The sequence below is a fragment of the Psychrobacillus sp. INOP01 genome (assembly GCF_018140925.1).
Classification (GTDB): domain Bacteria; phylum Bacillota; class Bacilli; order Bacillales_A; family Planococcaceae; genus Psychrobacillus.
In genome coordinates, this window is record NZ_CP073315.1 from 4,089,482 (window position 1) to 4,107,969 (window position 18,488).

Genomic DNA, 18,488 nt, shown 5'->3' on the forward strand with positions numbered 1-18,488 from the left:
ATTATGAAAAAGTCAAAACAGTTTTGGCTATTTATTATAGCGGCAGTATTGGTATACACAGTGGTTCAAGTTTTTATTGCAAATGGAACGATGAATCAATTTTATTCTAATACACTTATATTTATAGCTATCAACATAATTTTAGCAGTCAGCCTACATCTAGTAATAGGTATTACAGGACAGTTTTCTATTGGTCATGCTGGTTTCCTAGCAGTAGGAGCATATATTTCGGCAATCGTGACAATGAAATTGGATCTTCCCTTTTTCGTCGCTATTATTGTAGGAGGAATTATTGCTGCTTTAGCTGGACTGATTGTAGGTATTCCAAGTTTAAGATTAAAAGGCGATTACTTGGCGATTGCGACCCTTGGTTTTGCTGAAATTATTCGTATTGTATTTTTGAATATTGACTATGTTGGTGGGGCTGCAGGGATGCAAGTTTCTCATTTAACGACTTGGACATATGCGTTTGTTTGCCTTGTCATCACCATTGTAGTAATAGTGAATTTTACTAATTCAAGACATGGAATTGCAGCTATCTCTGTTAGAGAAAATGAAATTGCATCAGATGCGATGGGGATAAATACTACTTATTATAAAGTAGTTGCATTTGCAATTGGCTCCTTTTTTGCAGGGGTAGCGGGTGCTTTGTATTCTCATAACTTTTATATCATTCAACCAAGTCAATTCGGATTTTTAAAATCTTTTGATATTTTAATATTTGTTGTTCTGGGTGGATTGGGAAGTCTCTCGGGTGCTGTACTTTCAGCTATTTTATTGACAGTTGTTTCTACTTATCTTCAAGGATATCCTGAAACTCGAATGATTATTTATAGTCTTGTATTAATCCTTGTAATGCTGTATCGTCCAAAAGGCCTGATGGGTACGATGGAAATTACGGATTATTTCAAGCTATGGAGAACGCCAAAAGGAGGCGATCAGCATGGAAAATAAACCGTTACTTGAAGTAAAAAATGCTGGTATTCAGTTTGGTGGTTTAAAAGCAGTACAAAACTTAAACTTGATACTAAATCAAGGGGAACTTGTTGGACTAATTGGCCCAAATGGTGCTGGTAAAACTACAAGCTTTAATTTATTGACTGGTGTATACGTACCAACTGAAGGAGATATTCTTTTTAATGGAGAAAGAATAAACGGTTTACAGCCATTTAAAGTAACTAGAAAAGGGATTAGTAGAACATTCCAAAACATTCGTCTTTTCAATGAATTATCTGTATTAGATAACGTAAAAGTTGCTTACCATTCTCTTGCCACACATACGATGTTAAGCTCTATACTTCGTCTGCCTTCTCATTTCAAGGGCGAAAAAGAGATGGAAGAAAAATCATTAGAATTTCTAAAGATTTTCAAGCTTGAAAAGTATAAAGATGAACTAGCAAAAAATTTGCCTTATGGTCAACAAAGAAGATTGGAAATTGCTAGAGCTCTAGCCGCAGGACCAAAATTATTGCTACTAGATGAGCCAGCAGCTGGTATGAATCCACAGGAAACAAAGGATTTAATGAACTTAATTGGATTTGTTCGCGATAAATTCGATTTAACTATTTTGTTGATAGAGCATGACATGAACTTAGTAATGGGAGTTTGTGAAAGAATATATGTACTCGATCATGGTCAACTTCTTGCGGAAGGATCACCAGAAGAGATCCGTAACCATCCTAAGGTTATAGAGGCTTATTTAGGGGAGGAAGTTCGCGATGACAATGCTTAAAATAGAAAATATAGATGTGTTTTACGGGAATATTCAAGCGCTGCGTGATGTTTCTATTACTGTTAATGAAGGGGAAATTGTTTCCTTGATTGGTGCTAACGGAGCAGGGAAAAGTACTTTGTTAAAAACTCTCTCTGGTTTGTTGAAACCCAAAAAAGGAAAAATAGAATTTCTAGACAAATCAATCTCAGGCAAACAAGCGCAATCAATAGTAAAGGCTGGGATTTCTCATGTGCCGGAAGGAAGACGTGTTTTTGCCAATTTAACTGTTGAAGAAAACTTAGAACTAGGTGCATTTCTTAGGAAAGATAAAAAAGGAATTCATCAAGACATGCAAAAGGTATATGAGATTTTTCCGAGATTATTAGAGCGAAAAAAACAGCATTCTGGGACCCTTTCAGGGGGGGAACAGCAGATGTTGGCTATGGGAAGAGCCATTATGGCAAAACCTAAACTTGTATTATTAGATGAACCTTCAATGGGACTTGCTCCATTAATGGTCAAAACAATATTCAAGGTAATTGAGGATATTAATCGTGAAGGGACTACCGTTTTATTGGTTGAACAAAATGCTAATATGGCCCTATCTATAGCAAGTCGAGGATATGTTATTGAAACAGGAAGAGTTGTACTTTCTGGATCAGCACAAGAATTACAAAATAGTGAAGAAGTTAAACTTGCCTACCTTGGTGGACATTAATAGTAAACTACGACTAGGTTTAGTCGTAGTTTTTTTCGTGTTAATGTAATATGATAGGTATTAATTATTAATGGGAATTAAATAGAAATTCCTATTATTAGGAGGGATTTATTGAAAACTTTAAGGTTTTGGATTTTAGCGCTTATCTGTTTTACTATGCTTGGAATAATATTTAGCACTCTAACTTCGAGTTATTTTGTAACAAAAAAAAGCTTGATAGAAAACTCTTTAGAACAAAATAGAGTTTACTCTAAGAAATTAGCTCAAATGACAGATGAAGTTTTTTCATCTATGCAAAATAACTTGGAAGCTCGAAAGTCAGATGTGGTCAAGGATATAGATAATCACGCAACAGTTACCAATATATTAGAACAGCTAAATATAAGTGGCAAGAACTTCAACTCTTTATCCGTTATCAATGATCAAGGAATTGCAATTGCTACCACACCGAATATAGGTCTTGTTGGTAATAAAATTAACTCGAACGCTGTTAAGGAAGCCTTAGTAAAAAAGGAACCATTCATATCTAAACCGTATTATGCGCAAACAGGAAGACTTCTAATACTTATTTCTACCCCATTATTTAATGGAGGTGATGAATATGTAGGGATGTTGAATGGAACTATTTATTTGGAGGAAGACAACTTTATTAATCATATACTTGCCGAACATTATTCTAAAGACGGTTCCTATGTTTACGTAGTTGATCGAGATGGAACTCTAATCTATCATCCTGAGAAAACTAGAATAGGGGAATCTGTTGAAAGTAATCCTGTTGTTCGGAAGTTAATAGATGAGAAAAGTGGAGCTTTACAAATAGATAATACACTTGGAAATAACTTTTTGGCAGGCTATACATACATAGAGAAAAGTAGATGGGGAGTAGTCTCACAGACCCCATTTAAAAGCGCATTAAAACCTTTATCTGGAATAATGTTAACGATTTTTACATTTTCTTTGCCGTTCATTCTTATCTTTATAGTAATAGCGTTTTACGTATCAACTAAGTTAGCATCACCATTACGTGAGCTCGCCATTTACACGTTACGGGGGAGAGATGAACAAGAAGAAGCACTCGATATCCCTACTTGGTATTTTGAGGCAAAACAACTGACAGAGACGATTGAAAATTATAGGAAACGCCAGGAAGAAACTGTCGATAATATGAAGGTAATATCTTTAACAGACCCTTTGACAGGCTTGAAAAATAGAAGATATGCAGATATTTTATTCGATAAATTACTCGACCAAAAAGAGAAGTTTTCTTTAATTATGTTAGATATTGATCATTTTAAACAAGTTAATGATCAATTTGGACATATTGCCGGTGATGAAGTTCTCAAATTTATCTCCAAAATTTTGAAGGACTTATGTGTTGAAGATGAAGAGTGTATCCGACTTGGTGGGGAGGAATTTCTCATTTTACTTCCAAAAAAGTATGTTCAAGAAGCATATATACTGGGAGAACGTATAAGAATGACTGTAGAGGATTCTGTTTCTCCTATTCATAAAAAACTAACAATATCTTTAGGTGTTGGTGAATATAAATGTGGTGAAACGCTAACACAAACTATGCAAAAGATTGACTTAGCTCTTTACGAAGCAAAATCAAATGGGCGTAATAATGTAGTGATTGCAAAATCATAATATAATAGTGAATAATTCAATAAAAAGCGCAGGCAAGTATTACAATATAACATATACCAAAAACCGGGCAAAAAAAACGCCCGGTCTTTTAAGTTCAACTCCTGTTTCTACCATTATCAGTAGGCTTTGAACAGACTGTTCGCTATTTATACCTTCATTAACTATGAATAATGCTGTCGTCCTAGCGATTGACTGTGCTATATCCTATCGATAGATACTACAAACTTCACTACAGTCAGCAGTATTATACATCTCTTAAAGTACTATGACATTGTGTTCATGTTCATTTCATATAAAACGAGTAGGAGGAATCATCTAAACTAATCCTTATGTTCATTCTTTCTTAGTAAATAATATATAGCTTCAACTATTAACCCAATCACAAATCCAAATGCAGTGAAAATAAACAAGGAGAGAATTCCTGCTAAGTCTCCAAATTCTTCTGGTCCAGCTATAAATGAACGATACATTTCAAAAAAACCGATTAGTAATCCAATAGCGAATATATAAAACGCTTTACTTAACTTATAAAAAAGCATGGCACCTGCTAAAACACCGATTACTATTGAAAATGCAGCAAATGCAAGGAAGTTCATAATAACTAAGTCTTGACCAAGCACATATCTAACTCCTAAGATAAGTAAAAACACCGAAATAAAAATAATTGAAATTGCAATTCTCCCGTAATTCCTTAACAATTAATTCGCCTTCTTTCATTAATTAATCATACTGGAAAATTACGATATTTCCAATAGAATATGCAGAAAACGAGAGGAATGGTATTAATGACAGAACATTATTTTCATTTAAAAGCAGATTGGCCAGGTAACCGCAATGATATAGGAACTATTCATGCACGGAATCTCCAAACAAAGATTTCGATTCCACAAGAAATGGATGGTCCAGGGTTAGGTACAAATCCAGACGAAATGCTACTTGGAGCAGCCACGACATGCTATATTATTACACTTGCTGCCATGCTAGAGAGAAGTCATATAGAAAAGGTATCGCTAGTTGTTGAATCCACTGCTGCGGTAGATGTGACGAATGGTATTTTTACATACAAAAAAATAATACATCGACCAATGTTAGTAATAGTTAATGAAAAAGATACCAAAATGGCAACTCGATTACTATTGAAAGCCGAAGATACTTGTATGATCAGTAAAGCTCTCAGAGGTAATGTAGAAATAGTACTCGAACCTACACTACAGGTTGGTGGAATTGAAAAAAATTAAAGAAATCTAAGGTAAAGGAATGAAACACTGTTTGTTTTCCGAAGCTTACCGCTCATTTTCCGCGGGCGAAGAATTTAGCCTCCTCGTAGCAAGCTCCTGTGGGATCTAAATTACTCCTCTTTCCCGCAGAGTCGAGCGGACGCTTCTCTAAACAACGCAAATTTTAGCTTAATACATTGCCTCCTGGTAATAATAAAAGTACTAATATGTAAGTGTGCTTCCTATAATTCAAGTCAAGAATCCATCCAACCTTCTCTATTAGGAAAAAACACTTACTAGTTCATGATAATTTACTTTTTAAACTTTTTAACTGCTAAACTATTAGTAATTCAATTTTCTAATTCTTTATGCAAACGACGATCTGTCAAAGTTTCCTTTACAATACATATCCATAAACACAAATGAAGTGAAATAATGTCCCCAACAATATAAATATATGAAATATTTCATGAAATCCTAATTTCTTTATAAATGGAATATTTGGCTTTACCCCATATATGATTCCTCCAATAGTATAAGAGACTCCTCCCAAAATCAGATAAAATAATCCTACAGTACCTAGAGAGTCTGCTAGTGAAGGTGCTAAGAAAATAATCATCCAGCCCATGCCGATATAAATAGCAGTAGAAACCCATCTTGGACAATTGAACCAAATCATTTTAAACAAAATACCACTAGTCGCTAATACTATAATGATAGTAAACAAGACATATCCAGCAGTGTTATTTAAGGTGATTAGGCAAAATGGTGCGTAAGTACCTGCGATTAAAATATATATCATCGAATGATCTAGGCGTCTTAAAAATTGTATATTTTGCGCTTCTCCTATCAACCAATGATAAGTAGCGGATGCCGTATAAAGCAAAATCATGCTAACACCAAAAACAACAATAGCAGTTAAAGTTAGGGGAGGACTATCAATTTCTAATCCTTTCATTAACATTAGGATTAATCCTGCTAGCCCTAATAGAGCTCCAAATAAGTGTGACAGACTATTAAACGGCTCTCTTATATATGTATTCATGTAAATATCTCCACCTCTTCATGTAGTTTTAGTAACTACATATAAATGTATTACTATTACATCACTTAGTCAAGGTTTACCTCGGAAGTATTATAAGTTATGATAAACGTAATGTATAAACTGGAGGTATTTTAGTGAGCAAATCAGAGGAAATCACACAAAAATTGGGTTTGGAGTCCACTATACATGAAGCAGATATTCCAACTATCGACTTGTATATGGACCAAGTGATTCAGTTATTTGATGCGACATATAATGAGTCTTTACGTAATGAAGATGAAAAGGTATTGACCAAAACGATGATCAATAATTATGCAAAAGGAAAATTGTTTATACCCATTAAAAATAAAAAATATTCCAAAGACCATATAATGATGATAAGTTTGATATATCAGTTAAAAGGCGCACTTTCTATTAAAGATATTAAATCCGTGTTAGAGCCGATAAATGAAAAAATAGATGAAGGTTTTCCATTAGAAAAGTTTTATAATTCCTGGGTAAAACTCCAACAAAAAAATGCTCAGAACTTTCTTGAAGAGATGAAGAGCCATGAAGTTGAAGTGGAAAATCAGGAAACAGAGGAGATTGACAAACTAATTTTACTAATTGCTTCGCTTTCGAATATGAGTAATGCTTATCGAAAAGCGGCAGAATTACTAGTTGACGAATTAACGGAACGAAGAAAGGGGACAAAATGATGAGAACATTATGGACGAATGGAAAAATTTTAACTATGGAAGCAGAGGGCAATATCGTCGAAGCGGTATTGGTAGAAGATGGGGTGATAATCAGTACCGGACTAAAAAATGATCTTCTCCCTTTAGCAGATCATGTGGAATCACTGGATGGGTGTGCCATGTATCCAGGTTTTGTTGATAGCCATATTCACTTAATTGGTCATGGTGAGAAGTTATCCTATATAGACTTGTCTACCTTTACTTCTATTAAACAAATAAAAGAAACTATAGCTTCTCATATTACTAACGAAAAATGGTATGTGTCGGAAGGGTGGAATGACAATAAACTGGCAGAAGGCAGACCACTAACTTGTACGGATATTGACTTCATAACTGAAACGGCAATAGTGCTAAAAAGAGTATGTCGACATGTTTTAGTAGCGAATACAACAGCAATGAAATTAGCAGGTATTTCGAAAGAAACCCCTGACCCAATTGGAGGGGTAATAGGCAAAGATGAGAACGGTGAGCTTAATGGTCTTTTCTATGATGAAGCACAGCAATTAATAACAGAACATATACCATTGCATACTACTGAACATTTGAAAAAAGTTATTGCTTCTAGTATTGAAGACTTAAAGTCAAAGGGTATAACCGGGGTTCACACAGAGGATATGGCCTATTACGGACCATATGAAGTTCCTTTACAAGCATATCGAGAAGCTGTACAAAATGGCTTTAGAGTTCATCTATTGCGACATCATGAGGTATTTGAACAAATGCAGGGAGAACAAGCGACATCTTTTATTGAATTTGGAGCAATGAAAATATTTGTTGATGGATCATTAGGAGGCAGGACAGCGTTATTATCAGAAGACTATGCGGATGAGCCAGGAAATAAAGGCATGCAGGTACATAGCCCAGAAAAGCTAGAAGAACTAGTGAAGTTGGCTCGTAAATATAACGAGAATATTGCAGTTCATGTAATTGGTGATCTTGCTGTTGAAAAAATATTAAACTTAATAGAAAAATATCCTGTAGCAGAGGGGAAGAAAGATCGATTAATACATGTAAATGTATTACGATCTGATCTTGTCGAGCGCATGAAAAAGCTACCACTTGTACTGGACCTACAACCAATATTCGTCGCTTCCGATTTTCCTTGGGTAAAAGAAAGGCTAGGAGCTGCCAGATTACAATGGGCATATGCTTGGAAATCTCTACTCAAGAAAGGTTTCGATTGTTCAGCGGGGTCAGACTCACCAGTTGAACTAGCAGACCCATTGCTTGGGATAGATGCTGCTATTAATAATTCCTACTTGCCTGAACAGGAGTTAACTGTATTTGAAGCAGTATCCTTATACACAAATGGTAGTGCAAAGGCAATAGGGAGAGAAAACAATAGAGGATTAATATTACCTGGATATGATGCAGATTTCACTATTTTAGATAATGTGCTAGATAAAACAAACATTCTTTCTACTTCGGTAGTAAAGACAGTTGTAGCGGGAGAAATAGTGTATGAAAAGAAAAAGTGAAACTAATCATCTAGTACAATCGTATATAAGCAGAAGAGGAGTGAGATGAAAATGGAAAATACAGGTTTTAAAATCTTGCTGCATGCAAGTACATGGTTTGCCCCTTTTCTAGTGCCATTTATATTATTTTTAGTAGTAAATGACGAAGAAATTAAAAAGCTTTCCATTCAAGCTATATTATTTCAATTAGTTATGTCAGTACTTCTTACTATTTCCTTCTTTTTAATTTTTCTTCTAATCGGTATTCCGATGCTCATCATTTTTGGTATAATGGCATTTGTAGTTCCGATTATTGGAATTGTTAAAGCGATTACAGGAGACACCTTTAACTATCCTATTGTAGGATCATGGATAAAGTAAGTGTCTTAACATAAAGGGGAATTAGAATGACTACTAGAATCGGTATTGATGCAGGTGGAACATTAACAAAAATAGCTTATTGGAATGAACATAATGAGATGATCTTTGAACGATTTCATTCATCAGATTTCCGAAAAGTTAAGGATTGGATTGAAACAAATCATCCGAATGCTTCTATCTGCGTCACTGGTGGTCGTGCGGAGCAATTAAAAGTACATTTTAGCTCAAGTGAGGAAATCCCATATATTGTCGAGTTTGATGCGACTATGAATGGTGTCATGCATCAAATGAAGCTAGGGTCGATAGAGCCTGAAGCTGCTATTATAGCGAATATTGGTACGGGTACCTCTATACATATTATGCAAGAAAATATACATAAACGATTAGGCGGTACCGGTATTGGAGGTGGAACTCTTCTTGGTTTGGGCATGGCATTAACAGGTATATCCGATTATGAGGAAATCATAAAACTATCTCGAGAAGGAAGCAGGACTAAAATTGATGTATTAGTAAGCGACATATACAAAAATAATAAGCTTCCTTTAAAAGGTACCTTAACAGCTAGTAATTTTGGCGGTATTTCATTGAATACTGGTAACAATACTAGCTCTTCAGATTTGTTAGCTGGTGTCCAAGGGATAATTGGCGAAGTAGTTGCATCACTTTGTATCCAAGTTGCAGATGCTCATCAAGTGGAAGATATCATATACATAGGCACGACACTGGAGGACAATGAATTACTACAGCAAATCATTGAATCCTATACGATTCTAAAGCTAAAAAAACCAATCTTTTTAGATAAACATGGTTATAGCGGTGCAATAGGTGCATTATTAGAAAACACTAAAAAATATTAGGTATAATAGTTGCATATTCAGAGAATGCATGTTATATTTAAAGAGGATTATTTTTGTTCGGTTAGTTAGTAGGTGGCAACACTTTTACTTAACAGTGTTGAGCAAGGATAGTAACACAATGTGTGCAGCTGCTGCATACGAGGAGGAAATACACATGGAACAAGGTAAAGTAAAATGGTTTAACTCAGAAAAAGGATTCGGATTTATCGAACGTGAAGGCGGAGACGACGTATTCGTACATTTCTCAGCTATTCAAAGCGAAGGTTTCAAATCTCTTGACGAAGGTCAAGAAGTAACTTTTGAAATCGAGCAAGGTCAACGTGGCCTTCAAGCTACTAACGTAGTTAAAGCTTAATTTTAAACCTAAAACTTAACTTTAACAGGCTCTCATTAGAGAGTCTGTTTTTTTGCATTTAAAGCAACCGAATATTTCGATTAATATGCTATGATTATAGTAATATTTTGGAGGTGTTTGAAAATTGGAGAAAATGAAACTAATTGCAATTTCAATAGGTAAACCTAGAACTGTTCGGAACGAGTTAGGAGAAGAGCTTCATTCAGGAATATTCAAAAATCAGGTAACTGAAGCATATTTGACAAAGGATGGCTTTAATAACGACGGGGTGGCAGATTTAAAGCATCACGGTGGTCTAGACAGAGCGGTTTGCATGTATAGCATGGAACATTACAGAAGCTGGTCAAAAGAATTTCAAATGAATTTTCCCATAAGTGCAATTGGCGAGAACTTACTAGTAGAAAATATGCTTGAAGAAAATATACATATTGGAGATCGCTTTTCCATAGGGGAGGCAATTATAGAAGTAACTCAAGGAAGAATACCATGCAATACGATCAATAAAAGAACTGGTATAAAACCACTGATGAAACGAATGATTGAAACTGGTCATACTGGTTATTTATGTCGTGTTATTAAAGAAGGTCGAATTACTAACACTGATCGCATTGAACGAATTTTCGAACATCCGGAAAAAATTACTGTTTCCTATGCTCATTCCATTTATTTTTATCAAAAAGACTCAAAAGAGGGAATAGAAAATGTTCTTAAAGTAAATGAGTTAGCAGATGAGTGGAAAGTCAAACTCCAAAAGATGTTATCGAAGATAGGATAGAATAGGATGAAAAACCAATGAAAAAATGGAAAAAAGAAATTCTACTAAACGTACCGATTGAATTTGCCTGGGCTTACTTTTACGGAGACATATCAAAAAAGAAGAAAATATTTCCAAAAGTAGTGGGTGAGGAAATCATTAAACAAACGGAAGGAATTATAGGTACAATTATTAGTCAAAGCTATCAAACTGGATCTTTGACAGAGCAGTATGAAATTACGATAAAAAAATATACGAATGAGTCCAACTACAAAGCAATTCAGGAAAGCTTCCTTCTTAATAACCGTTTTAAAATGACGACGGAATATGAATTAGAAAGTCAAAGTGACAAAATGACAAAATTCATCTATACTTCTATAAATAAACCGAAAAATCCACTGCTATCTATTTTTCAATTGTTTGGCAGTGACGAGGTCATTGTGAATTTTTTAAACAAAGCAAAAATAGCGATCGAGATGGATTTTGAACAATCGCAAAATAATGAAGTACTTTAAATTCATAAAAATAAACTTTATAGAGCTAAAAACAACTGCCTTTTACTTTTTAGGCAGTTGTTTTAATACAGCCTCTCGTGCTAGAGCATGTGCTGCTTTGTTTTGGTCGTCTGGAATCCATTTGATAAAAAATAGGTCAAATGTGTCTATAGTAGCTAAAATCTTCTCCAGTATAGCTGCAAATTCGGGATTTTTGGCATATCTTTTTTCTACTGCTGCACAAACTATTTGTGAATCGGTTCGTGCTGAAACAATGGAAGGTGATAGTTTTTTGGCCTCTTCTAAACCTCTTTGTAATGCGATAAATTCCGTCGTGTGATTGGAGTATTCTCCGATAAACTCACTGATTTTTACATGGTGTCCTTCACCTTTTATGAACACACCAATTCCACTTGGTCCTGGATTGCCAGTGGTCGAACCGTCAATATAAACTTCTAACATATAATCACCTTTTTAATATAATGGATATATCTAGTTTGAATGATTAAAGGGATAGTTGCAAACAAAAGTAACATAATAGTACAATTAGCAAATAGTGAGGAGTAGAAATGTATGAAAAATACACAGCTAATAAATGAAATTGATTATTTATCAGACACTTATTGTGATGGCTGCTTTGTTAGGAAGCAATTACGAAAAGAAAGCGGCAAAGCAATTGCGTATAGATTTTGCATAGAACAATGCACAGTTGGTGAAAGTATTAAACAAATTGGTAGTAAACTAAAGGGCTCAAAATAAAAAAGCCCCACGACTAATTTGTCGCGGGAAGAAGCGTTTCTATTCGTTTTTTATCACGTTTGCAGCTTGAGGTCCTCGGTTTCCTTCAACTATTTCGAACGTTACTTGTTGACCTTCATCTAATGCTCGAAATCCATCACCTTGAATTCCTGTAAAATGGACAAATACATCTTCTCCATCGTTGTATTCGATGAAACCATACCCTTTTTCATTGTTAAACCATTTTACTTTCCCCTGTTGCATAAACGTTCCTCCCTTAATCCACTAAAGATTCTATAAATGGATACATAAACTATACTTGAATTGTCAGTCTTCGTCAATAATATGTCGAATTTTAGCTTTTCCACTATTTTTTTCAAATACCAATATGATGTTTTGAAGAAGATCAGGAAGTAGAAAGATAAACTACAATGATAAGCCTATCTCAGTGCACTGTAATAATATGTAGAGCTAAATAATGAAATTTTAAAAAATGACTTTAAAAATAACACTTTATAAAAGTAATGGCCATGACAAAATATCCTTCTGAACATTTAAAACTTTTTCGAATTTATAAGGGAATTTGATGTGGTTATTTACTAGAGCATAGCCCCTCAACTCTTTTTTGATTGGCTGTGAGGGTTAGTGCTTATTATCTTTTAAGTATTGCGGAAGCTTCTTATTTGACTCTACTGCGAAATATAAAAGACTAGGAATGAAATTAATCTTTTTTCCTAGCCTTAAATATTTGGCTGTCAAATATATTTTATTTTGAATTCTTCTTATCCGTAGTAGGTTGATCAGTAAATGTGTTAACTTGCTGTGTAAGATCTTCAACTAATTCCTTTAATTGTTTTTTCTGTTGATCTGATAACTTTTGTTTGATGTTTTCCGGATCTATACCATTTCTTCTAAGAGTATCATCCACTAGAAGATCAATTACCTTGTTTGAAATAGCATTTGGTTTTTCAGGTAAATTACTCACATTGTTCACTCCTTCACTTAAAATCCGCTCAATATTAACATATGCAACTATAGGAAAAATGAGCAGTTTAAATGAGTAGCTGCTTCTTTAAAATTTAAGGATAAGTTACTCTATTGAGTGTTCAAAGTAATACTTTTCTCTTTACACAGAAAAAATCCAACTAAATTTTTTTCAAATGGTCTTTGTTCTCAGTGTAAAGAACTATAGAACATCTAATTTTGCAACGATAGCTACTAGGATTTGAAGCAAAGCCTGGATATTAACTGCCAAGTCGGTATCAGTAGTTGTCACGGAAATATTTCTAGAGCCTTCGACAATAGTTGTTTGTGCGTTTCTTTGTTTTGTTTTGATAAATTGGTTTAGGTCTTGAGTTACTGCTCTTCCTTGGTCAGAATCACCAATAGTAACACTAATAACAGCCGCAATTGCAGCTTGTATTCCTAGTTGTAAGGATATTGCAGCTTGTGTATCTGTTGATCGTATTTCTACACCTTCCGAATCCTTTACGATAATCCGTTCAAAGGATTGTTGTTTTGTAGATACTACTTGTTTCCCGTCTTGTAGGACATCACTGTCATTATGATTGGAATTATCGCAATGATCTAATGCTCTCCATTTTTTTTTCTCCATTGTATATATTCACCTCTTTTATTTTTGATTATAAAATATCTAATTTCGCAACTAATGCTACCAATACTTGTAACATAGCTTCGATATTAACTGATAAGTCCGTATCAGTAGTTACAATGTTGACGTCTTTTGAATTATCTACATAAATTTTCTGTTTGTTCGTTTGCTCATCATTAAATTGTTGGAACAATTCTTGGGATACAGCTTGACCTTGAATTGTATCGCCGATTGCTATGCTAATTACTAGCGCAATAGCAAGCTGTAAGCCTACTTGTAGTGAAACTGCTGCTTGTGTATCTGTTGATCGAACGGTTATGTTACAAGAATCTTTTATCCAGATTAATTCGTCAGACTCTTGGTCGACAGATGAAAACTGACCACCACCTTGAAAAACTGTAGTATCCTCATTATTTCCCGTGGAAGACCAGTCGCTATCTTTTTCCCCCTGTTCCCAATGATGATTATTGCATCGTTTGCATTTTTTAGTAGGTTCTTCACAAACATACTTACAATGCGTGCATTTCCAATGACTCATTTTATTATCTCCTTCCTCAATTGTTTTCCAGGTTGCAATTATTTTTCAACCGGATTTATATAACATATGAGTTTGTAAAAGAAGGATATAGTCTATTTGACTAGACTAATAAAACTATTTTAAATATGTGTTGGAATGCCTACTTTCTTTTATTTATATTTGATTGATGCAAATAAGTTAGAGAAGTATTTGTTTTAACATCGTGGAATTTAGATTTGCTCTAATAAACCTTGCGAGATAATCCACTTTTTCATCTGAAAGGTCAATTCTATAAATGCAAATATTACTGTCAAAGAGCTTTATTGTATATAATAGAGAGGATGAATCAAAGTTGAGGAGAAGAAAAAGATGAATCCTATTAAGCAATGTGAGAATTTAGTCAAACAAGTGTACATGCACTTTGATGCAAGTCACGACTTTCAACATATAGAAAGAGTACGTAAAAATGCATTTGATATTGCAGATACAGAACCTACTGCAGATAGAGAGATTATTGAACTTGCAGTATTACTGCATGATGTGAGTGATCCGAAATATGCAGCAGAAAAGCAAGAGGAAGATAGAATTATTAAACAACTGAACCTATCGGAAGAAAAAATAGCTCAAGTTAAAGAAGTGATTAAAGCTATATCGTTTAATGGAGGTCATGAAATCGAAGCAGAGACTGTTGAAGCTAAAATAGTTCGAGATGCGGATAGATTAGACGCTATTGGTGCAGTAGGTATTGCGCGAACATTTGCTTTTGGTGGTGCAAAAGGAAGACTACTTTACAATGCCGATGAAACACCGAGAGAAAATATGTCAGTAGAAGAATATCGTACGAAAAAAACAGCCTCGGTTACACATTTTTATGAAAAATTATTAAAGCTAACTACAGGAATGCAAACAAAAAAAGGTAAAGAACTTGCAATAGAGCGACATGCCTTCATGGAACTATTTTTAGAAAACTTACGTAAAGAAACAGGTGAACATATATGAGTCATTTAATTATTTCTGATTTAACAAAAACAGTCGGTGAAAAAACCTTATTTGAAAATATATCCTTTACTATTAACAACCAAAATAGGGCGGGTTTAATCGGTATAAACGGTACAGGTAAATCTACCTTTCTATCTATTATTGCAGGTGAATTAGAAGCAGATTCTATTGAACGAGATCACCCGAACAAATATCGCGTTGCCTATTTGGAGCAACAACCAACTTTTGAAAAGGATGAAACAGTTATACAAACCGTATTTGGAGGAGATTCTCCTATATTAAAGATTAATCGAGAATACGAGGAAGCTTTAATAGCATTAATGGATAACTCAGATTCAACTGAACTTCAAAATAGATTGATGGACCTGCAGCAGAAAATGGATGATCTACAAGCTTGGGATGTCAATTCATTGGCTAAAACTGCTTTAACTAAATTAGGTATAACTCAATTTGAGGAATCTATCCTTCATCTATCTGGAGGTCAGCAAAAAAGAGTCGCCCTTGCGAAAGTGTTGATCGAACCAGCGGATCTTTTATTGTTGGATGAGCCTACAAACCATTTAGATAAAGAGTCTACAGACTGGCTACAAGATATGCTACAAAGAGTAGAAGGCTCTATTATTTTTGTTACACATGATCGATACTTTTTAGATACTGTAGCAACGCATATTTATGAGCTTGCAGATAAAACCTTATATACACATACAGGGAATTATGCAGATTATTTAGAGTCAAAAGCATTGCGTGAAGAAATGAATGCTGCTTCTCAGCAAAAGCTCCAAAATTTATATCGTAATGAATTAAAATGGATTCGTAGAGGTGCCAAAGCAAGATCTACAAAACAAAAAGCAAGAAAAGATCGATTTGAAGAAATTGATGCAAGTATCGACCGAGACAATTCAGCCTTAAATTTAGAATTGGAAATGGTTACAACTAGACTCGGAAAACAAGTGTTAGAAGGAAAAGGTATTACCAAAAGCTTTGATACGAAGAAAATTGTTGAAGACTTTTCCTTTTTGCTACAAGCTGGAGATCGCATTGGTATTGTAGGACCTAATGGTGTAGGGAAAAGTACGCTTCTTAAAATGCTTGCCGGGGAAGTAACGATGGATTCTGGTGAAATAATAAAAGGTTCCACCGTTAAGTTAATGCACTTTACTCAACAGTTACCAGAGTTGAATCCACAAACAAGAATGATTGAATATGTTCGTGAATCATCCGATTTAATAGAAACTGGTTCCGGAGAAAAATTCTCTGCGGCTCAAATGTTAGAACGATTCTTGTTCCCATTAAACACACATGGTACCCAAATTGGAAAGCTGTCTGGTGGGGAAAAGAAACGTCTAGTACTTTTAAAAATGTTAATGGAGCAGCCTAATGTTCTTTTCCTAGATGAGCCTACAAATGATTTAGATATTCAAACATTATCGGTACTGGAAGATTTCATGGAATCTTTTCCAGGTGTAATTATTACGATTTCCCATGACCGATTCTTCTTAGACCGCATTGCCAAAAAGCTATGGCTATTAAATGGTGATGGTACAGTAACTGAATGGCTTGGAGTATATTCCGATATGCTTGATGCACCAAAAGAAACTCCAAAGGAAATAGTAGAACCACTGAAAGTGGAAATACCTGAAAAAGTAGCGAAAGAAAAGAAAAAGTTTTCCTATAAAGAGCAAAGAGAATGGGAAACTATAGGACAAGAAATTGAACAAACAGAACAGTTAATAGAGCAATTAGAAGGTAAAATGCAAACAGCTGGTTCTGATTTTACTTTACTGCAGGATATAACGAATGAGTTAGCAGAAGCTAACGCCAAATATGAGCAACTAATTGAAAGATGGTCCTATTTGGAAGAAATAGCATCTTCTTAACTTTAATTACTGGAGGTATTTATAATATGAAAATAGTAACGATTGAGCCAACACCAAGCCCAAATACGATGAAAGTGGTTATAGATCAGGAACTCCCTTTTGGTAAAAGCCATAATTATAAAAAAGACAATATTGCCGATGCACCAAAGGAAATTCAATCTATCTTTGCTATTGAAGGAGTAAAGGGTGTTTACCATGTAGCAGACTTCCTAGCTATTGAGCGTATTGCAAAATTCACGTGGGAAACAATTTTAGCTAGCGTAGAAAATGTTTTTGGAGCTGAAAATGACGAAGCCAATGAAGCAGAGGATAAACCATTAGAGCATTATGGAGAAGTATACGTACATGTTCAGCAATACAAAGGAATCCCTCTTCAGGTAAAGGTATTCGATAGTGAATCCGAATCGAGATTTGGATTATCTGCACGTTTTATAAATGCATTAGATGAAGCGATGGAAGGCGACAAAGAAAACTATATATTGTTACGCAAATGGGTAGATTATGGAGTTCGTTATGGTGATCAGAAAGAAATAGGGGAACAGTTAGTAAAAGAGCTAGAAGCAACTTTTCCAGAAAGCAAACTTCAACAGCTTATTGCAGATAAAGATATAAACGAAGAAGATAAAAAACCAATAAGAGTACCATTTACATTAGAGCAATTTGAGGTCAGCGAATGGGAGGAGCGTTTTCAATTACTAAATAACCTGATCAATCCAGAAATAGAGGATTTACCTATACTGGAAAGAGCAGTACAAGATGAGCAAGTTTCTATTAGACGATTGGCAACAGTTTACCTTGGATTAATAGAAGATGAGGCGGTTGTACCTTATTTAGAATTGGCTCTTAAGGACAAGAGTTCGGCAGTTAGAAGAACAGCTGGCGATGCGATGAGTGACTTAGGATTTGAACAATTCGCAGATGCGATGAAGATTGCTCTATTTGATAAAAACAAATTAGTTCGCTGGAGAGCAGCAATGTATTTTTACGAAGTAGGCAATACAGATGCACTTACAGCCCTTAAAGAAGCTATGGATGATAAAGAATACGAAGTTAAGCTTCAAGTGCTAATGGCTATTGCTCGTATTGAAGGTGGCGAGGAAGCTAAAGGATCTGTTTGGAAACAAATGAGTGAAGCAAGAAAATAGAAGCTATATAAACGTCTGATAGAGTAAATATAAAACGCAAGAAAGTTGTTTGCTAATGTGAACAACTTTTTTGCGTTTTGATTAAAAAAGCCGACTGCATGCTATCGCTTTTACATCCTTTTCGAAGTCTCATTCTTCGCTCTTGCGGCTAGCAAGGCGCACATCCTATAGATTGCTAATGCTAACGAAATCCCTTATTAATATGTAAGATATCGATAGGTTAA

The 18,488-nt window shown here is 34.8% G+C and carries 23 protein-coding genes; 16 read left to right on the top strand and 7 right to left on the bottom strand.

All coding sequences use genetic code 11. The features are described from left to right. Positions 1–3: 3 nt before the first annotated feature. The 4 genes from KD050_RS20055 (at position 4) to KD050_RS20070 (ending at position 4,079) form a co-directional block, all read left to right on the top strand. Positions 4–954 (top strand): branched-chain amino acid ABC transporter permease, encoded by a 951-nt coding sequence (locus KD050_RS20055; RefSeq protein ID WP_211894056.1) that lies wholly within the window; start codon positions 4–6, stop codon positions 952–954. Next, entirely contained in the window at positions 944–1,732 is a 789-nt protein-coding gene (locus KD050_RS20060; RefSeq protein WP_211894057.1) for an ABC transporter ATP-binding protein, read from the top strand. Before KD050_RS20055 ends, KD050_RS20060 begins: the two co-directional genes overlap by 11 nt. Beyond that, complete coding sequence (locus KD050_RS20065; protein ID WP_211894058.1) at positions 1,725–2,432, top strand: ABC transporter ATP-binding protein; 708 nt, start codon at positions 1,725–1,727, stop codon at positions 2,430–2,432. Before KD050_RS20060 ends, KD050_RS20065 begins: the two co-directional genes overlap by 8 nt. Before the next feature lie 111 nt (positions 2,433–2,543). Continuing rightward, positions 2,544–4,079: a sensor domain-containing diguanylate cyclase gene (locus tag KD050_RS20070; protein ID WP_211894059.1), complete on the top strand. Its 1,536-nt coding sequence runs from the start codon at positions 2,544–2,546 to the stop codon at positions 4,077–4,079. Between the two features lie 320 nt (positions 4,080–4,399). Here KD050_RS20070 and KD050_RS20075 read toward each other — a convergent pair whose 3' ends face one another. Continuing rightward, positions 4,400–4,777, bottom strand: a complete 378-nt coding sequence (locus KD050_RS20075) for a hypothetical protein (protein WP_211894060.1) — start codon at positions 4,775–4,777, stop codon at positions 4,400–4,402. A gap of 87 nt (positions 4,778–4,864) precedes the next feature. Between KD050_RS20075 and KD050_RS20080 the strand changes: the two genes are divergently transcribed. Further along, positions 4,865–5,317: an OsmC family protein gene (locus KD050_RS20080; RefSeq protein WP_211894061.1), complete on the top strand. Its 453-nt coding sequence runs from the start codon at positions 4,865–4,867 to the stop codon at positions 5,315–5,317. A 376-nt stretch (positions 5,318–5,693) separates the two neighbouring features. Here KD050_RS20080 and KD050_RS20085 read toward each other — a convergent pair whose 3' ends face one another. Next, the gene (locus KD050_RS20085; RefSeq protein WP_211894062.1) at positions 5,694–6,341 is read right to left on the bottom strand and encodes a PAQR family membrane homeostasis protein TrhA; all 648 of its coding nucleotides are present in this window, start codon (positions 6,339–6,341) and stop codon (positions 5,694–5,696) included. Positions 6,342–6,475: 134 nt separating this feature from the next. On the opposite strand from KD050_RS20085, the gene KD050_RS20090 reads away from it, so the two are divergent. The 7 genes from KD050_RS20090 to KD050_RS20120 all read left to right on the top strand — a co-directional run bounded on the left by KD050_RS20090 (position 6,476) and on the right by KD050_RS20120 (position 11,397). Continuing rightward, positions 6,476–7,039, top strand: a complete 564-nt coding sequence (locus KD050_RS20090; protein ID WP_211894063.1) for a DUF1836 domain-containing protein — start codon at positions 6,476–6,478, stop codon at positions 7,037–7,039. Beyond that, a complete protein-coding gene (locus tag KD050_RS20095; RefSeq protein WP_211894064.1) occupies positions 7,039–8,556 on the top strand; it encodes an amidohydrolase in 1,518 nt (505 codons plus the stop codon). The genes KD050_RS20090 and KD050_RS20095 overlap by 1 nt, the downstream gene beginning before the upstream one ends. Positions 8,557–8,601: 45 nt before the next feature. Further along, complete coding sequence (locus tag KD050_RS20100) at positions 8,602–8,916, top strand: magnetosome magnetite crystal formation protein family (protein WP_370627149.1); 315 nt, start codon at positions 8,602–8,604, stop codon at positions 8,914–8,916. Positions 8,917–8,942: 26 nt separating this feature from the next. Next, on the top strand, positions 8,943–9,773 hold the full coding sequence (coaW, locus tag KD050_RS20105) for a type II pantothenate kinase (protein ID WP_211894065.1): 831 nt from the start codon (positions 8,943–8,945) through the stop codon (positions 9,771–9,773). Between the two features lie 154 nt (positions 9,774–9,927). Continuing rightward, positions 9,928–10,128, top strand: coding sequence for a cold-shock protein (locus KD050_RS20110; protein ID WP_053589685.1), 201 nt, complete (start codon positions 9,928–9,930; stop codon positions 10,126–10,128). 133 nt (positions 10,129–10,261) lie between these two features. Continuing rightward, positions 10,262–10,903: an MOSC domain-containing protein gene (locus KD050_RS20115; protein ID WP_211896375.1), complete on the top strand. Its 642-nt coding sequence runs from the start codon at positions 10,262–10,264 to the stop codon at positions 10,901–10,903. Positions 10,904–10,920: 17 nt separating this feature from the next. Beyond that, complete coding sequence (locus KD050_RS20120) at positions 10,921–11,397, top strand: SRPBCC family protein (protein ID WP_211894066.1); 477 nt, start codon at positions 10,921–10,923, stop codon at positions 11,395–11,397. A 42-nt stretch (positions 11,398–11,439) separates the two neighbouring features. Here the strand turns inward: KD050_RS20120 and KD050_RS20125 are convergent, their stop codons facing one another. Further along, a complete protein-coding gene (locus tag KD050_RS20125) occupies positions 11,440–11,838 on the bottom strand; it encodes a reverse transcriptase-like protein (protein ID WP_211894067.1) in 399 nt (132 codons plus the stop codon). A 111-nt stretch (positions 11,839–11,949) separates the two neighbouring features. On the opposite strand from KD050_RS20125, the gene KD050_RS20130 reads away from it, so the two are divergent. Then, complete coding sequence (locus tag KD050_RS20130; RefSeq protein ID WP_211894068.1) at positions 11,950–12,135, top strand: zinc-finger domain-containing protein; 186 nt, start codon at positions 11,950–11,952, stop codon at positions 12,133–12,135. Between the two features lie 39 nt (positions 12,136–12,174). Here the strand turns inward: KD050_RS20130 and KD050_RS20135 are convergent, their stop codons facing one another. The 4 genes from KD050_RS20135 to KD050_RS20150 all read right to left on the bottom strand — a co-directional run bounded on the left by KD050_RS20135 (position 12,175) and on the right by KD050_RS20150 (position 14,264). After that, entirely contained in the window at positions 12,175–12,378 is a 204-nt protein-coding gene (locus tag KD050_RS20135) for a cold-shock protein (RefSeq protein WP_090561500.1), read from the bottom strand. A 502-nt stretch (positions 12,379–12,880) separates the two neighbouring features. Continuing rightward, complete coding sequence (locus KD050_RS20140) at positions 12,881–13,099, bottom strand: spore coat protein (protein WP_211894069.1); 219 nt, start codon at positions 13,097–13,099, stop codon at positions 12,881–12,883. 201 nt (positions 13,100–13,300) lie between these two features. Further along, positions 13,301–13,729, bottom strand: coding sequence for a spore coat protein (locus KD050_RS20145; protein ID WP_211894070.1), 429 nt, complete (start codon positions 13,727–13,729; stop codon positions 13,301–13,303). Positions 13,730–13,757: 28 nt separating this feature from the next. Continuing rightward, positions 13,758–14,264 (bottom strand): spore coat protein, encoded by a 507-nt coding sequence (locus tag KD050_RS20150; protein ID WP_211894071.1) that lies wholly within the window; start codon positions 14,262–14,264, stop codon positions 13,758–13,760. A 348-nt stretch (positions 14,265–14,612) separates the two neighbouring features. Here KD050_RS20150 and KD050_RS20155 point away from each other — a divergent pair, with 348 nt between their 5' ends. The 3 genes from KD050_RS20155 to KD050_RS20165 are packed head-to-tail and all read left to right on the top strand — an operon-like array spanning position 14,613 to position 18,264. Beyond that, positions 14,613–15,242, top strand: coding sequence for an HD domain-containing protein (locus KD050_RS20155; RefSeq protein WP_211894072.1), 630 nt, complete (start codon positions 14,613–14,615; stop codon positions 15,240–15,242). Then, complete coding sequence (locus KD050_RS20160) at positions 15,239–17,119, top strand: ABC-F family ATP-binding cassette domain-containing protein (protein WP_211894073.1); 1,881 nt, start codon at positions 15,239–15,241, stop codon at positions 17,117–17,119. Before KD050_RS20155 ends, KD050_RS20160 begins: the two co-directional genes overlap by 4 nt. Positions 17,120–17,145: 26 nt before the next feature. Further along, the gene (locus KD050_RS20165; protein WP_211894074.1) at positions 17,146–18,264 is read left to right on the top strand and encodes a conserved virulence factor C family protein; all 1,119 of its coding nucleotides are present in this window, start codon (positions 17,146–17,148) and stop codon (positions 18,262–18,264) included. The last annotated feature ends 224 nt before the right edge of the window (positions 18,265–18,488 follow it).

Coding starts and splice junctions, on each gene's coding strand:
- KD050_RS20085 (WP_211894062.1), bottom strand. CDS start 6,341: ATGAATACATATATAAGAGAGCCGTTTAATAGTCTGTCACACTTATTT.
- KD050_RS20135 (WP_090561500.1), bottom strand. CDS start 12,378: ATGCAACAGGGGAAAGTAAAATGGTTTAACAATGAAAAAGGGTATGGT.
- KD050_RS20080 (WP_211894061.1), top strand. CDS start 4,865: ATGACAGAACATTATTTTCATTTAAAAGCAGATTGGCCAGGTAACCGC.
- KD050_RS20145 (WP_211894070.1), bottom strand. CDS start 13,729: ATGGAGAAAAAAAAATGGAGAGCATTAGATCATTGCGATAATTCCAAT.
- KD050_RS20065 (WP_211894058.1), top strand. CDS start 1,725: ATGCTTAAAATAGAAAATATAGATGTGTTTTACGGGAATATTCAAGCG.
- KD050_RS20055 (WP_211894056.1), top strand. CDS start 4: ATGAAAAAGTCAAAACAGTTTTGGCTATTTATTATAGCGGCAGTATTG.
- KD050_RS20095 (WP_211894064.1), top strand. CDS start 7,039: ATGAGAACATTATGGACGAATGGAAAAATTTTAACTATGGAAGCAGAG.
- KD050_RS20125 (WP_211894067.1), bottom strand. CDS start 11,838: ATGTTAGAAGTTTATATTGACGGTTCGACCACTGGCAATCCAGGACCA.
- KD050_RS20060 (WP_211894057.1), top strand. CDS start 944: ATGGAAAATAAACCGTTACTTGAAGTAAAAAATGCTGGTATTCAGTTT.
- KD050_RS20150 (WP_211894071.1), bottom strand. CDS start 14,264: ATGAGTCATTGGAAATGCACGCATTGTAAGTATGTTTGTGAAGAACCT.
- coaW (WP_211894065.1), top strand. CDS start 8,943: ATGACTACTAGAATCGGTATTGATGCAGGTGGAACATTAACAAAAATA.
- KD050_RS20130 (WP_211894068.1), top strand. CDS start 11,950: ATGAAAAATACACAGCTAATAAATGAAATTGATTATTTATCAGACACT.
- KD050_RS20100 (WP_370627149.1), top strand. CDS start 8,602: ATGAAAATGGAAAATACAGGTTTTAAAATCTTGCTGCATGCAAGTACA.
- KD050_RS20160 (WP_211894073.1), top strand. CDS start 15,239: ATGAGTCATTTAATTATTTCTGATTTAACAAAAACAGTCGGTGAAAAA.
- KD050_RS20120 (WP_211894066.1), top strand. CDS start 10,921: ATGAAAAAATGGAAAAAAGAAATTCTACTAAACGTACCGATTGAATTT.
- KD050_RS20115 (WP_211896375.1), top strand. CDS start 10,262: ATGAAACTAATTGCAATTTCAATAGGTAAACCTAGAACTGTTCGGAAC.
- KD050_RS20165 (WP_211894074.1), top strand. CDS start 17,146: ATGAAAATAGTAACGATTGAGCCAACACCAAGCCCAAATACGATGAAA.
- KD050_RS20155 (WP_211894072.1), top strand. CDS start 14,613: ATGAATCCTATTAAGCAATGTGAGAATTTAGTCAAACAAGTGTACATG.
- KD050_RS20110 (WP_053589685.1), top strand. CDS start 9,928: ATGGAACAAGGTAAAGTAAAATGGTTTAACTCAGAAAAAGGATTCGGA.